Source organism: Streptomyces sp. NPDC051940 (assembly GCF_040680895.1).
Lineage (GTDB): Bacteria > Actinomycetota > Actinomycetes > Streptomycetales > Streptomycetaceae > Streptomyces.
In genome coordinates, this window is the sequence record NZ_JBFAXR010000001.1 from 121,479 (window position 1) to 135,716 (window position 14,238).

Below are 14,238 nucleotides of genomic sequence, written 5' to 3' on the forward strand. Positions count from 1 at the left end.
GGCCTCATGCCCCGTCACACCACCGAGGGCCTCACGCCCCCGTCACACCACCGAGGGCCTCATGCCCCCGTCACACCACCGAGCGCCTCAGCACCCCGCCCGGTCCTCCGTCAGGAACCCCTGCACGGTCGCGACCACCCGGTCGTAGCACCCGTCCGTGCCCGTCAGCCGGTAGTGCTCCCGCGACGTCCCCACCGCGTGCCGCTCCTCCCGCGGCACGCCCAGCGTCCACGACGCGTCGCCGTCATAGGTGTCGTCGAGCCGCGACGAGGAGACGGTCACCCCGTCCCGTACCACCGAGGTGGCCGCGCGGTCGGCGAGCTCCATCACGGTCCGCAGCCGGTCGGCGGAGTCGACCGTGATCGTCCCGTCCATGCTGTACGTACGGGCCGTCGAGGTCACCGTCGTGCGGCCGCCGGCCGCCACGGTCACCTTCTCCGTGTCCCGCCACAGCGCGGACAGCTCGTCGTAGTTCTCGCCCTCGGTCCAGGTGTGGTCGGAGGCGTTCCACAGGGTGCGGTCGACGGTCGTCGAGACCCGCCCGTGGGAGGTGTCGACGTACCCGGAGACGGTCAGGGCATGCGAACCCTTCGCCTCGAGAGTCAGCTCGGGGTCACCGGACGTGAACTCGTCGGAGACCTCCGGCTGCGCGGTCCGGTGAGCGGTCAGACCGCCCGTCACCACGGACGATCCGGCGTCCTGCCACACCAGCACGTTCGTCGGCAGGCTCCAGCCGGACTGGCCCTGCGGCACGCCGAGGACGGAGACCTCCACCCGGTGCGGGCGCCCGTCGTTCAGCAGCCCGGCGAACGGCGTCAGGTCGTAGCGCACCGGCTGGATGTCGAAGGCGCGCGGCGCGGGTATGACGTACCAGAGGAAGGGGTTCGACCAGCCGCCCGTGTAGATGTGCGGATACGGCGCGGCGATGCCGGCCAGCTCCCCGTCCACCCGGATCTGCACCTCGCGGTACGGGCCGTCGGACGCCTTGCAGGAGTAGGGGTGCGCGTCGGGCACCGTCGTGTACCAGAACTCCTCGCAGCCGCCGCCCGACCCGGTGGCGTACACCTCGGCGACGATCCGCTCGCTGTTGCGCGGGGTCGTCAGGTCGCCGCTGTAGGTGGTGCCCTCGTTGCGGGCACCCGCGAGGGTGAGCACCCGGTCCGGGGCGTCGGCCTTCTGCCCCGCGTAGAAGGTGAGGGTGACCTTGACGTCGAGGACGCCGGTGTACGTCTCGTTGACGACGTTCCCGATCAGCATCTCCACCGGCTGCGGACCGGCGAAGGTGGCGGCGTAGCGCGTGACGTCCTTCTCCACGCTCCACTCGATACCGTCCGCCGACGGCTCGGGCGTCGAGGTCTTGAAGACCTCCACCCCGCCCACCGTCAGATAGCCCAGCCGGTCGTACTGCCGCCCCTTCACCTTGCCGTCCATCCGCAGCACGACCTTGCTCCAGTCGCTGCCGCAGTCCGCCGGGGGCGTGTACGTCCCCTTGTACGGCGTGAAGTTCCGGAACTGCGCCTCGGCGAGGGTCACCGTGCAGGACCGGCCGGACGGCCTGTCGACCGGCGGTGCCGCGGTGACCGGGTCGTGCCAGTCGGTCCCGAACTCCGCCGGGGGCGCGGTGGCGGCGGCCGCCGAGGGGCCCCCGGTCAGGAGCAGTCCCGCAGCCGCCAAGGGGGCAAGCATGGACATGATGTGTCGTCTCATGCGGGCGGAGCCTACTGCCAGTTGGATCATTCGGGGAGACGACGAAAACGGGCCGAACCGACGCGGGATCGGCGCGCGACCACCGCAGAACCGACACGGGACAGGACCACCTACCCCGGCAACCCCCGCGGCACCGCCATCCTCCGCAGCCGCGCCCCGCCCCACGCCAGATCGCGCCAGCCGCCCTTCCAGTCCAGCACGGCGATCGCCGACGTCGGGAACTTCTCCCGGGCCAGCGCGAGCGACTTCCCGCCCCCCTTGCCGGCCAGTCCCAGCACCAGCTCCTGCAGCTCCGGGTTGTGGCCGACGAGCAGCACCGAGCCCGCCCCGGACGGAAGCTCGTGCAGGACCTCCAGCAGCGCCTCGGCCTCCGCGTGGTACAGCCGCGGCTCGAGGACCGCCTCCGGCGGCTCGTCGAGCTGGTCCGCGACGAGGTTCCAGGTCTGCCGGGTCCGCCGGGCGGGCGATACCAGCACCAGGTCGGGCCGGAATCCCGCCGCGCGCAGCCACCTCCCCGCCGCGGGGGCGTCCCGCCGGCCGCGGTCGGCCAGGGGCCGCTGCGGGTCGGGCACGCCCTCGGGCCAGGCGGACTTGGCATGCCTCAGCACCACGAGCCGCCGGCGCCCTGCTCGGGGCGGGGGCAACGCCTCCTTGTCGACCATGCGTTCAGGCTACGGGCGTACGGCTGGATGCGCAGCGGCCGGGTGGACCTAGATCAGGACAACATGCCGGGTCACCCGGGTGTCCGACACGGAGCGTCACCGACAACACGCCTGGGCCGAAGGGGCCTGCCGGGCACCCGGACCCCCGTCCGGGAGGATGCCCCCATGAAGCGCACCGACCTCCATCTCGCCCAGAATCCCGAAGCGGACGAGCTGCTCGGCCGCAGCCCGCTCGCCGCCCTCGTGGGCATGCTCCTCGACCAGCAGATCCCGATGGAGTGGGCGTTCTCCGGGCCCCACACGATCGCCGCCCGGATGGGCGCCGACGACCTCGACGCGCACGAGATCGCCGCCATGGACCCCGAGGCGTTCGCGGCGGTGCTGCAGGAGAAGCCGGCCGTGCACCGCTATCCGGGCTCGATGGCCAAACGGGTCCAGCAGCTGTGCCAGTACCTGGTCGAGCACTACGGCGGTGACCCCGAAGGCGTGTGGCGGGACGCGAAGACGGGCGCGGAGCTGCTGAAGAACCTCACCGCCCTGCCCGGTTTCGGCAAGCAGAAGGCGCAGATCTTCCTCGCCCTGCTGGGCAAGCAGCTCGGCGTACAGCCGCCCGGCTGGCGGGAGGCCGCCGGCGCGTACGGCGACCGCGGGTCCTTCCGCTCGGTCGCCGACATCACGGGGCCGGAGTCGCTGACGAAGGTGCGGGCCTTCAAACAGGAGGCGAAGCGGGCGGCCAAGGAGGCGAAGGAAACGAAGGCGGCCAAGGAAGCGAAGTAGACGAGCGGGGGCGAAGTAGGCCGGCGGGGTCCAGAAACACGACAAGTGACCCACCCGAACCCTTCCGCACAGCCGCACGAGTCGCTAGGTTCCCCCTCACTGTTCGCTTCTCGGACAGGCCCTCCCGCACGCCGGACAGGTTCTGCTGCCCTTTTGCCCGGAAGGACATCCGTTGAGCTCTCGAAGAATCACCGCCGCGCTGGCGGTCGCCGCGCTGGCCACGCCCCTGCTCGTCGCCAGTGCCGGCTCCGCTACCGCCGCGGACCCCGGTAAGGACGCCCGACGGCTCGCCGCCAGGCTCGTCAGCGAGTCCACGGCCAAGAACGCGTACAAGCACCTGCAGAAGTTCCAGGAGATCGCCGACGCCAACGGCGGCACCCGCGCCGCGGGCACGCCGGGCCACGACGCCTCCGCCGCGTACGTCTACGGCCAGCTGAAGAAGGCCGGTTACGACGTCACGTACCAGCCCTTCGAGTTCTACACCTCGGTGACGACGAAGGAGACCCTCTCCGTCGTCTCGCCCGACCCGCGCAGCGTGCCCATCTTCGCGATGACCTTCTCGAAGTCCACCCCCGCGGGCGGCCTGACCGCCCCGATCACCGTCAACCCGCTCGAGGACGACGGTCGCCACGGCTGCGACCCCGACGACTTCGCGGACGGCGACTACACGGGGAAGATCGCGCTCATCAAGCGCGGCGGCTGCACCTTCCTCATCAAGCAGGCCAACGCCGCCGCGGCCGGCGCCGCCGGCGCCCTGATCTACAACAACGCCCCCGGCCCGCTGAACGGCACCCTCGGCGACGCCCCCGCCGTCCAGCTGCCCACCGGCGGCATCAGCACGGCGGACGGCGAGGCGCTGGCCGCGGCCGCCGCACAGGGCACCGTCACCGTCAACCTGGACCTGCAGGTGACCGTGGAACGGTCGGTCACCAACAACGTGATCGCCGAGACGAAGGGCGGCGACCCCAACAACGTCGTCATGCTCGGCGCGCACCTCGACTCCGTGAACGCCGGCCCCGGCATCAACGACAACGGCTCCGGCTCCGCCGGCCTGATCGAGGTCGCCCGCAAGCTCGCCGAGAGCGAGAAGAGCCCCCGCAACAAGGTGCGCTTCGCCTGGTGGTCCGCCGAGGAGCTGAACCTCGTCGGCTCGACGTACTACGTGAACAATGCCTCGGCCGCGGAACGCGCGAAGATCAAGCTCTATCTGAACTTCGACATGATCGCGTCGCCGAACTACGGCCTGTTCGTCTACGACGGCGACAACTCCGACGGCGTCGGCGCGGGCGCCGGCCCGGAGGGCTCGGCGCAGCTGGAGCGGACGATCACGGACTTCATGGACGGCAAGGGCTACCCGCACGAGGGCACGGACTTCACCGGCCGCTCGGACTACGGCCCGTTCATCAACATCGCCGGCATCCCGTCGGGCGGCACGTTCACCGGCGCGGAGGGCGTGAAGACGGCGGCCCAGGCGCAGAAGTTCGGCGGTACGGCGGACGTCTCGTACGACCACTGCTACCACCAGGCGTGCGACACGATCGCCAACATCAACATGACCGCGTTCGACGCGAACATCGACGTCATCGCCAACAGCACCGGCCTGTACGCCCACGACCTGAGCTCCCTCACCGAGCCGGTGGACTTCGTCCCCACCAACGGCACGGCGGGCAGCGGCGGCGGGCTGCACGACGACGAGCACGAGGTCACGCAGTAACCGCACGGCAGTGACAAGGTGACAGGGTGAGGGCCCGGGCGGATTCGCCCGGGCCCTCACCGCCTCCGCGTACCGAACAGCGTCCGGGTGATCTCCCGCCCGATCTGGGTGCCCATCGACCGGGCGATGGACCGGAAGATCCCGCTGCTCACCACCTGGTCGACCAGCCCGTCCGGCGCCGCCGCCTTCGCCTCCCGCGCGGCCTTCTCGGCCGCCTTCTGCGCCGCGGCCTCCGCCTCCGCCCGCTCCGCCTCATCCTGCGCCGCCCGCTCGGCGGCCTCCAGCTTCTCGTACGCCGACTCCCGGTCGACCGCCTCCGCGTACCGCGCGTACAGCGACGACTCCCGCGCCGCCTGGTCGATCGCCGCGTCCCCGACGGTGTCCATGAGCGACTGCGGCGCCCGCAGCCGCGTCACGGCCACCGGCGTCGGAGCGCCCTTCTCACCCAGCACGGACACCACCGCCTCACCGGTGCCGACCGTGGTGAGCACCTCCTCCAGGTCGTACGGCGAGACGGGGAACGTCTTCACCGCCGCCTTCAACGCCCGCTGGTCCAGCGGCGTATGGGCGCGCAGCGCGTGCTGCACCCGGTTGCCGAGCTGGGCGAGCACGTCCTCGGGCACGTCCTTCGGCGTCTGCGTCACGAAGAACACGCCGATCCCCTTGGACCGGATCAGCCGCACCGTCTGCACGATCGACTCGCGGAACGCCTTCGAGGCGTCCTTGAACAGCAGATGCGCCTCGTCGAAGAAGAACACCAGCTTCGGCTGCTCGACGTCGCCGACCTCCGGCAGATCCTGGAACAGCCGCGCCAGCAGCCACATCAGGAAGGTCGAGAACAGCGCCGGCTTGTCCTGTACGGCGGGCAGCTCCAGCACGTGCATCACGCCGCGCCCGTCGGCCGCCGTACGCAGGAACTCGCTGGTGTCGAACTCCGGTTCCCCGAAGAACACCGCGGCGCCCTGCGCCTCGAAGGCGGTGAGCGTGCGCAGCAGCACCCCTGCGGTGGCCGTGGAGATCCCGCCGATCTCCTTCAGCTCCGCCTTGCCCTGCTCGGAGGTGAGGTACGCGATGACGGCGCGCAGGTCCTTCAGGTCGACGAGCTCCAGGCCCTTGGTGTCGGCGTAGTGGAAGACCAGGCCCAGGGACTGCTCCTGGGTCTGGTTGAGTCCCAGGACCTTGGCCAGCAGGGTGGGGCCGAAACCGGTGACCGTGGCGCGTACGGGGATGCCGGGGCCGAGTCCGCCGAGGGCGTAGAACTCGGTCGGGAAGTCCTGCGGCTCCCAGCTCTGGCCGACCTCGGCGGCGCGCTTGTCGACGTTCGGGTCGGGGGTGCCGGGGCGGGAGACGCCCGACACGTCGCCCTTGACGTCGGCGAGGAAGACGGGGACGCCGTTGGCGCTGAGCTGCTCGGCGAGGAGCTGCAGGGTCTTGGTCTTGCCGGTGCCGGTGGCGCCCGCGACCAGCCCGTGCCGGTTGAGCATGGACAGCGGGACGCGGATCTGTACGCCGGGCAGGCACTGCCCGTCCCAGAGCAGGGCGCCGAGGTCGAGGGCCGGACCGTCGAAGGCGTAACCGGCGGCGATCTCGGCGGCGGGGGCGTCCACGTCCGGGGCCGCCATAGCGACTGGGGCACCCGCGCCGGACGGCGCCCCGTCAACCGGCGCCCCGTCAACCGGCGCCCCGTCAACCCGCGCCGCGTCCCCCGAAGGGGTGGCGCCGTCCCCGGCATCCGGTGCCGGCCCTGCGTTCTGCGTCATGACCGTCCTCCACTGACACCCCGCGGCGCCCCGCGAACCGGGCGCCGAATTCCGGAACGCGGACCACTACGCCCGTTTCGTCACCTTCCCATCCCTGCACCACTGCTGCGCCCCGGGCCCCGCTCCCGGTAGGCTTTCCGTGTGATCTTCAAGCGCATCGGAAACGGGAGGCCGTACCCCGACCACGGCCGGGAGGGCACCCGGCAGTGGGCGGACGTGGCACCGCGCCCGGTCCGCCTGGACCAGCTGGTGACCACGAAACAGCAGCTGGATCTCGAGACGCTGCTCGCGGAGGACTCCACGTTCTACGGCGACCTCTTCGCCCATGTCGTGAAGTGGCGGGGCGACCTCTATCTGGAGGACGGTCTGCACCGGGCGGTGCGCGCCGCGCTGCAGCAGCGCCAGGTGCTGCACGCACGCGTGCTTGAGCTGGACTGACCACGCCGTTGCCCCGTTCGGGGGGCATCGCGCCAACCCTTTGATCGTTTAGTAGGCATGTCTGTCAGGGCGCACTACGCTGCGCCCCATGAGCATGCTGACGCCCCCCGGCATGGGCGGCGAGTACCGGATCAAGGGCACCAAGTACCCCCGGATGCGCCGCACCCGGCGCCGCCGCACGGTGCTGCTGCTGACCGCCGCCGTCGCCCTGCTCGCCCTCGTCGGCGTGGGCGCGGTGCAGCTGGTCGACGCGTTCGGCGGCGGTACGGACGGACGGGGCGACCAGGCGGCGAAGAAGACCGTGTGCCCGGCCGCCCGTACGACCGCCGCCGCGGGGAAGGCGGGCGGGACGGACGCCGCGGGGGACAAGAGCGCCCGGCCGCTGCCCGAGCCCAGGACGATCACCGTCAACGTGCTCAACGCCACCACCCGTTCGGGGCTGGCGGACCAGACCGCCGCGGAGCTGAAGAAGCGCGGCTTCAAGATCGGCGAGGTCGACAACGCGCCGCCCGCGTACGACAAGCGGGTCAAGGGCGCGGGCGTGGTCCTCGGCCCGCAGAGCGCGCTCCAGACGGCCCTGAAGGTCGTCGCCGTACAGCTGCCGGCCGCCGAGGTGAAGGCGGACGACCGGAAGGAACAGGTCATCGACCTGATCCTGGGCGACGCCTTCGCCAGGCTCGCCCCGAAGTCGACGGCGGACGCGGCGCTGGCGGCGCTCGCGAAGCCGGCGCCGAAACCGTCGGGCTGCTGAGGACTGGACGACCGCCCCGCCGGTCGGCGGCGGTACGTCAGTCGACCACGCCGTACATCCGGTCCCCCGCGTCGCCGAGGCCCGGGACGATGTAGCCGTGCTCGTTGAGCCGCTCGTCCAGCGCCGCCGTGACGACGGTGACCGGCGTGCCCGCCAGGGCCCGCTCCATGGCCTCCACGCCCTCCGGGGCGGCCAGCAGGCAGATCGCGGTCACGTCGTCGGCGCCGCGCTTCATCAGCTCCTGGATCGCCGCGATGAGCGTGCCGCCGGTGGCGAGCATCGGGTCCACGACGTACACCTGCCGCCCGGAGAGGTCCTCGGGCATGCGGGTGGCGTACGTACTGGCCTCCAGGGTCTCCTCGTTGCGGATCATGCCCATGAAGCCCACCTCGGCGGTCGGCAGCAGCCGTACCAGCCCCTCCAGCATGCCGAGACCGGCGCGCAGGATCGGCACCACGAGGGGACGCGGACGGGCCAGCCGCACGCCGGTGGTCGCCGTCACCGGGGTGACGATGTCGACCTGCTCGGTCCGCACGTCCCGGGTGGCCTCGTACGCCAGCAGGGTCACCAGCTCGTCGGCGAGCCGGCGGAAGGTGGGGGAGTCGGTGCGCTCGTCACGCAGCGTGGTCAGCTTGTGAGCGACGAGAGGGTGGTCGACGACGTGAATCCGCATGCCATGACAGTAGCCGAGGCACGGGCGGGAGCGCTCCCCAGCACCGGGTGCGGACCGCCGTCCGCCGCGGTGGCATCAGACGGCACGGGAGGTCCCGGCCGCCCGCTGGCATCGGACACGTGTACGGGGGGACAGTGGAGGGAAGGCTTGTGTCCACCCGTAGGTCCGCGCCCTTCCGGACCCGTGTCCGTTGTGAAGGCGGTGCCCGCATGCCGTCCGTGCCGTCCGTCGATCTGCGAAGCGGTCGCCCGCTCCCCGAGACGCGCAGCGAGCGGCTGCGCCGGCGGGCGGTGTTCCTGCGCGAACTGCACGAGGCGCGGGAGCTGCGGGCACGCGTCCAGCCCCGCCGGGCCCGGGCGGAACGGATGAGGCACCAGATGCGGATGCGCACGTTCCGCTGGTGACCGGGAGCCGTCCGGCCCCGCCCGCCACAGGCATCCCCCAGGCCACGGCTACTGATTCGCAACCTTTCTCCTTCACGACGCAACGCCGAAGACCCCGCGCGAGCGGGAACTTTCTGCCACGATGCGGAGGTGGGCGGGCCTGCCGGGGGCTGCAGCGTTGCGATCCCGGAGGAGCGAGACAACCCGTTTCCAGCCGCCCGGCCCAGCACACCTAGGACCAGTGGGAGAGTCACGGTGTACTTCGCCGCACTGCTCGCGCGCACCGAAGACGGGTGGGAAGCGAGCGACACAGAGCTCGATGACGTGGAGACGCTGGCCGATCTGGCCGATCTGGCCCGGGAGTCCGCGGCCGACGACGACGAGACGGTGCTGGTCTTCATCGAGCAGGAGGATGCCTGGTTCGGCATCGTCCGGGTCGACGGCGAGGACGACCCTCGCATCTTCGTCTCGGACGCCGCCGCCGCCAGCCGCAGCTCGTACGGGGAGCTGCTGCTCACCGACGAACTGCTGGGCCGCGACCCGGAGGCCGCCGCGGCCGAGGACGCCGCCCTCGACGATCTGGTCGAACTGGACATCGAGGACGACGATCCCGCGGAGGTCGACGACGAGGAGGAGGACGAGGAGACCACGGACGCCGCCGCGGCCGCCGTACCGGCGGGTCCGGCCGGCGACGCGGGTCTGCTGGACGACCTGGGGGTGAGCGAGAAGGAGCTGCTCGCCCTCACCGACGACGCGCTGGGCGAGATCGCCGAGGCGCTCGGGGCGGCCGACGTACTGGAGACGGTCCGCTGACGCCCCCCGACCCCGCGGGCGGACCCGGGTCCGCCGAGCCGCACGACACCGCGGCGGACCCGGTACGCGCCCCCTGGGCGGCGCCGATGCGGCTCGCCCTCGCCGAGGCCCGGGCGGCGCTCGAGACCGGCGACGTGCCGGTCGGAGCGGTCGTTCTGGGCCCCGACGGCTCGGTCCTGGCAGCCGGCCGCAACGCCCGCGAGGCCACCGCCGACCCGACCGCGCACGCGGAGGTCCTGGCGATCCGCCGCGCCGCGACGGCGCTCGGCAGCTGGCGCCTGACGGGCTGCACCCTGGTCGTCACACTCGAACCGTGCACGATGTGCGCGGGCGCCGCGGTCCTGGCGCGCCTGGACCGGGTGGTCTACGGCGCCGTGGAGGAGAAGACGGGCGCGGCGGGCTCCCTCTGGGACGTCCTGCGCGACCGCCGCCTCAACCACCGCCCGGAGGTGATCGGCGACGTCCTGGCCCCGGAGTCGGCCACACTCCTGCGCACGTTCTTCCGCTCCCCGGCCTCCCCCCAGACCCCCGATTTCGGTTCTGCCCCCCAGGTGAGCTAAGCTCTCCGGCGGTAGCGTGTCCGAGCGGCCGAAGGAGCTCGCCTCGAAAGCGAGTGTGGGGGCAACTCCACCGAGGGTTCAAATCCCTCCGCTACCGCTCTTCGCGAAGGGCCCGGCTCACACGAGCCGGGCCCTTCGTCGTTCTCCGTGCCGTATGCCGATGGGCGCCCCGGTCGCAGCGGACCGGGGCGCCCATCGGCGTACGGCACAACGTGCTCAGTTGGTGCCGATCTTCGACAGCAGGTCCACGATCCGGCCCTGGACCTCCGCGCTCGTGGAGCGCTCCGCCAGGAACAGCACCGTCTCGCCGGAGCGCAGCCGGGGCAGTTCGTGCGGGTCGATGTCGACCGACGTGTAGACCACCATCGGCGTACGGGCCAGCAGGCCGTTCGCGCTCAGCCAGTCGACCAGGCCCGCCCGGCGGCGGCGCACCTGCATCAGGTCCATCACCACCAGGTTCGGCCGCATCTGGGTCGCCAGCTCGACCGCCGCCTCGTCCTCGGCCGCGTGGCCGACCTGCATGCCGCGCCGCTCCAGGGCCGCCGACAGGGCCGCCGTGATGTCCGGGTTCTCCTCGAACAGCAGCACCCGCGGCGGGTGCTGGTCGCTGTCCCGCGGGGCCAGCGCCTTCAGCAGCACCGCCGGGTCCGCCCCGTACGCCGCCTCCCGCGTCGCCTGGCCCAGGCCCGCCGTCACCAGCACGGGCACGGAGGCGGCCACCGCCGCCGTACGCAGCGACTGCAGCGCCGTACGCGTGATCGGACCGGTCAGCGGGTCGACGAAGAGCGCCGCCGGGTACGCCTCGATCTGCGCGTCCACTTCCTCGCGGGAGCGGACGACGACCGGACGGTAGCCGCGGCCTGTCAGCGCCTCGGCCGTCGCCCCGTCGGGCTCCGGCCAGACCAGCAGGCGGCGCGGGTTGTCCAGCGGCTCCGGGGGCAGCTCGTCGTCCAGGGGTACGGGCGGCGCGCCGTTCTCCGGCGCCACCTCGACCACCCCGTGCGGGGCGTCGAGCGGCTCCGGTCCCTCGACCGGGGAGCTGTCCGTCGTCTCGATGGAGAACGCCCGCCCTATGGCGTCCCTGCGCTGGCTGCGCTCGTCCGGCTGCTGCGGATGCGGGCGGGCCTGCGGTACGGGGGTGCCGTGCGGGGGCGTGCCCAGCCGGCGGCGGCCGGCGCCCTCCGTACGGCCCGACATCTGGTCGGTGAACGACACACCGTGCCCCAGCGTGCGGACGCTGATGGAGCCCGGGTGCGCCTGCGGCAGCGGCGGCGGCGTCGGGCGGGGCACCGCCCGCGCGAAACGGCGGGCGCCGGTCGCGTCGGTCTCTTCTTCGGTGTCGGGCTCCGGCTGGACGGGCTGTACGGCCTGGACCGGCTGTACGGCCTGGACGGGCGGCTGCGGGTCCGGTTGGGCACCCGCCTCGGGCTGCTCCGCCTCGCCCTCTTCCTGCGCCTCAGGCTCCGGCTCCGCGGGGGGCGCGGGCGGCACCGGCTCCATGGCGAAGGTGCGGGACGGCTCCGCGAGCTGCGGCCGCGCGGACTCCTCCGCGGCGGCCGGCATCGCGATCGGCGTACGCGCGACCGGCTGCTCGTCGTCCTCCGGCGCGGTCGCCTGCTCCGGTACGCGCCGCTCGGCGACGTCCGTCGACAGCGCCCGGCGGGTGCGCCGGTTCGGGGCCGGACGGGCGGCGGCGGGAGCGGGAGCGGAACCGCCCTGCAGGTCCAGCGCGGCCGCGCTGTTCGCCGGGTCCTCGGCCCACCAGTCGTCGCCCTCGGGACCGTTGTCGGCCAGCGCCGTGGCCGTCGCAGGGGCCGACGGCTCCCCTGCCTGACCGCCCTCGCCCCGCCGCCTGCGTCCAGCGGGCGGCGGCGGTGTCGCGGCGGCGGCCTGCGGCTGCGCCACGGTCGCCGGACCGGTGCCCACGGGCCGCCGACGCCGTCCGCTGCTCGTTCCGTGCGGGGGCGTCCCGGCGGGTACGCCATGGGGCGGCGTGCCGGTGGGCACACCGTGCGGCGGGGTCCCGGCGGGCACGCCCTGCGGGGGCGTCCCGGCGTCATCCGCAGGGCCCGGCAACGGGGTTGCCGGAGCGGCCTCCGCCTCCTGTACGGGCGTCCCGTCGAGGAGCGTCCCGCCCGCCGGTGTCTCCGCCGAAGCGGCCGCCCGCCGTCGGCGTCCGCGCCCCGCCTGGTCCGATGCCTCCTCGTGCGACTCACCCGCCGCCCGCCGACGCCGCCCACCGGACGGCGCTTCGCCGTCCGAAGAGGCGGCCGGCATGAGCACCTCGCCGCTCTCCGACGCGTCCTGGGGCACCGCCGTACGACGCCGCCGCCCACCCGACTGCGTATCGGAGGAGACGGAAGAAGCGGAAGGAACAGAAGGAGAAGAAGAGGAAGGGAGAGAGGAAGAGGGAGACGAGGAAGCCGCCCCCCGCTGATGCTGCGCGGGCTCCGGCATCACGGTCGTCTCACCGCCCCGGTCCCGCTGCCGCGGCGGCGCCACCGGCCCGGTCACCCCGCCGACCGGCACCTCCACGACGTAACCGCTGCCGCCGACCCCCGGCATGTCGTGCGTCTGCAGGACGCCGCCGTGCAGCCGTACGATCCCCCGCGCCAGCGGCTCGTGCACCGGGTTGCCGCCGCTGAAGGGGCCGCGCACCTCGATGCGTACGACATCACCGCGCTGGGCGGCGGCGACCACGATCGTCGAGTCGCCCGTCCCGCCCGTCACCGGGGCGCGGCCGGTGGCGTCCACGCCGGCGACGTCCGCGACCAGATGGGCGAGGGCCTGCGCCAGCCGGTCCTCGTCGACCCGTACGGCGATGGCGGGCGCGTGGACGACGAACTGGGCGCGTCCGGGGCCGATCAGCTCGACCGCGCGCTCCATGGCGTCGTTGACGACGCCGTCCAGCGAGACGTCGCCGAGCTTCAGCTTCTTCTTGCCCGCGTCGACGAGCTGGTAGCCGAGCACGCTCTCGATCAGGGTGGTCATCCGGCCGTAGCCGGCGGCCAGATGGTGCAGCACCTGATTGGCCTCGGGCCACAGCTGGCCGGCGGAGTCCGCGGCCAGCGCCCCGAGTTCGGCGCGCAGCTGCTCCAGCGGGCCGCGCAGCCCCTCGTCGAGTACGGCGCGCAGCTGCGCCTCGCGGGCGGCCAGCGCGTCCAGCGCCCGCCGGTCGGTGAAGGCGAGCACCGCGCCGACCAGCTGGTCGCCGTCGCGCACGGGGGCGCTCGTCATGTCGACGGGCACCGGCCTGCCGTCCTTCGCCCACAGCACCTGGCCCCGCACCCGGTGCTTGCGGCCGGAGCGCAGGGTGTCGGCGAGCGGCGTCTCCTCGTACGGCAGGTCGCTGCCGTCGGTACGGGAGTGGTGGACCAGCGGGTGCAGCTCCTGGCCGCCGAGCTCGCCGGCCCGGTAGCCGAGGATCTGCGCGGCGGACGGGTTCACCAGGACGATGCGGCCCTCGGTGTCGACGCCTATGACGCCCTCGGCCGCCGCGCGCAGGATCATCTCCGTCTGCCGGCGCTGGCGGGCGAGCTCGGCCTCGGTGTCAAGGGTGCCGGTGAGGTCGCGGACGACGAGCATCAGCAACTCGTCACCGGTGTAGTGCTGCTCGCCGGCGTACGGGGACTCGCCGTCCTCGAGGTTCTTGCTGGTGACCTCCGCCATGAAGGTCTCGCCGTCGGTGCGGCGGGCGGTCATCCGGGTCGGCGGGGTGCGGCCCTCGCCCTCGGTCTCGGGACGGCGCATCGAACCGGGGATGCGCTTCGGGTCGAAATCGGGCAGCAGATCGAGAAGCCCCCGCCCCACCAGCGCCGTACCCGGGGTCTCGAAGGTCTCGAGCGCGACCGGGTTCGCGGCGACCACGGTGCCGTTCGTGTTCACGAGCAGCAGCGCGTCGGGGAGGGCGTCGAGTATGGCTGCGAGGCGAGCAGCGCCTCGGGATGGCCGGCTGCTCACGACGAACTTCCTCCTTGTGACCGCATCCCACCGACACCCG

12 protein-coding genes and 1 tRNA gene are annotated in these 14,238 nt (G+C 72.9%); 8 read left to right on the plus strand and 5 right to left on the minus strand.

From position 1 onward, the window contains the following. Positions 1–87: 87 nt before the first annotated feature. Positions 88–1,707, minus strand: a complete 1,620-nt coding sequence (locus tag AB0M28_RS00615; protein WP_365395358.1) for a peptide-N4-asparagine amidase — start codon at positions 1,705–1,707, stop codon at positions 88–90. Positions 1,708–1,817: 110 nt separating this feature from the next. Then, the gene (locus tag AB0M28_RS00620) at positions 1,818–2,369 is read right to left on the minus strand and encodes a histidine phosphatase family protein (RefSeq protein WP_365395361.1); all 552 of its coding nucleotides are present in this window, start codon (positions 2,367–2,369) and stop codon (positions 1,818–1,820) included. Positions 2,370–2,534: 165 nt separating this feature from the next. Between AB0M28_RS00620 and AB0M28_RS00625 the strand changes: the two genes are divergently transcribed. Continuing rightward, entirely contained in the window at positions 2,535–3,146 is a 612-nt protein-coding gene (locus AB0M28_RS00625; RefSeq protein ID WP_365395364.1) for an HhH-GPD-type base excision DNA repair protein, read from the plus strand. Between the two features lie 172 nt (positions 3,147–3,318). Further along, positions 3,319–4,860, plus strand: coding sequence for a M28 family metallopeptidase (locus AB0M28_RS00630; protein ID WP_365395367.1), 1,542 nt, complete (start codon positions 3,319–3,321; stop codon positions 4,858–4,860). A gap of 56 nt (positions 4,861–4,916) precedes the next feature. Here AB0M28_RS00630 and AB0M28_RS00635 read toward each other — a convergent pair whose 3' ends face one another. Beyond that, a complete protein-coding gene (locus tag AB0M28_RS00635; protein ID WP_365395370.1) occupies positions 4,917–6,482 on the minus strand; it encodes a helicase HerA-like domain-containing protein in 1,566 nt (521 codons plus the stop codon). 279 nt (positions 6,483–6,761) lie between these two features. Between AB0M28_RS00635 and AB0M28_RS00640 the strand changes: the two genes are divergently transcribed. Continuing rightward, on the plus strand, positions 6,762–7,058 hold the full coding sequence (locus AB0M28_RS00640; protein ID WP_323378157.1) for a type II toxin-antitoxin system VapB family antitoxin: 297 nt from the start codon (positions 6,762–6,764) through the stop codon (positions 7,056–7,058). An 88-nt stretch (positions 7,059–7,146) separates the two neighbouring features. Then, complete coding sequence (locus AB0M28_RS00645) at positions 7,147–7,809, plus strand: LytR C-terminal domain-containing protein (protein WP_365395375.1); 663 nt, start codon at positions 7,147–7,149, stop codon at positions 7,807–7,809. A 37-nt stretch (positions 7,810–7,846) separates the two neighbouring features. Here the strand turns inward: AB0M28_RS00645 and upp are convergent, their stop codons facing one another. Continuing rightward, the gene (gene upp, locus AB0M28_RS00650) at positions 7,847–8,482 is read right to left on the minus strand and encodes a uracil phosphoribosyltransferase (protein WP_365395378.1); all 636 of its coding nucleotides are present in this window, start codon (positions 8,480–8,482) and stop codon (positions 7,847–7,849) included. A gap of 209 nt (positions 8,483–8,691) precedes the next feature. Here upp and AB0M28_RS00655 point away from each other — a divergent pair, with 209 nt between their 5' ends. The 4 genes from AB0M28_RS00655 (at position 8,692) to AB0M28_RS00670 (ending at position 10,335) form a co-directional block, all read left to right on the plus strand. Next, complete coding sequence (locus AB0M28_RS00655) at positions 8,692–8,886, plus strand: hypothetical protein (protein ID WP_365395381.1); 195 nt, start codon at positions 8,692–8,694, stop codon at positions 8,884–8,886. Between the two features lie 234 nt (positions 8,887–9,120). Beyond that, complete coding sequence (locus tag AB0M28_RS00660; protein ID WP_365395384.1) at positions 9,121–9,678, plus strand: hypothetical protein; 558 nt, start codon at positions 9,121–9,123, stop codon at positions 9,676–9,678. Continuing rightward, positions 9,675–10,238, plus strand: coding sequence for a tRNA adenosine(34) deaminase TadA (gene tadA, locus AB0M28_RS00665; RefSeq protein WP_365395650.1), 564 nt, complete (start codon positions 9,675–9,677; stop codon positions 10,236–10,238). Before AB0M28_RS00660 ends, tadA begins: the two co-directional genes overlap by 4 nt. A 10-nt stretch (positions 10,239–10,248) precedes the next feature. Beyond that, positions 10,249–10,335, plus strand: a tRNA-Ser gene (locus AB0M28_RS00670). Between the two features lie 119 nt (positions 10,336–10,454). Here the strand turns inward: AB0M28_RS00670 and AB0M28_RS00675 are convergent. Continuing rightward, a complete protein-coding gene (locus AB0M28_RS00675) occupies positions 10,455–14,198 on the minus strand; it encodes a PAS domain-containing protein (RefSeq protein WP_365395387.1) in 3,744 nt (1,247 codons plus the stop codon). Between the last annotated feature and the right edge of the window lie 40 nt (positions 14,199–14,238).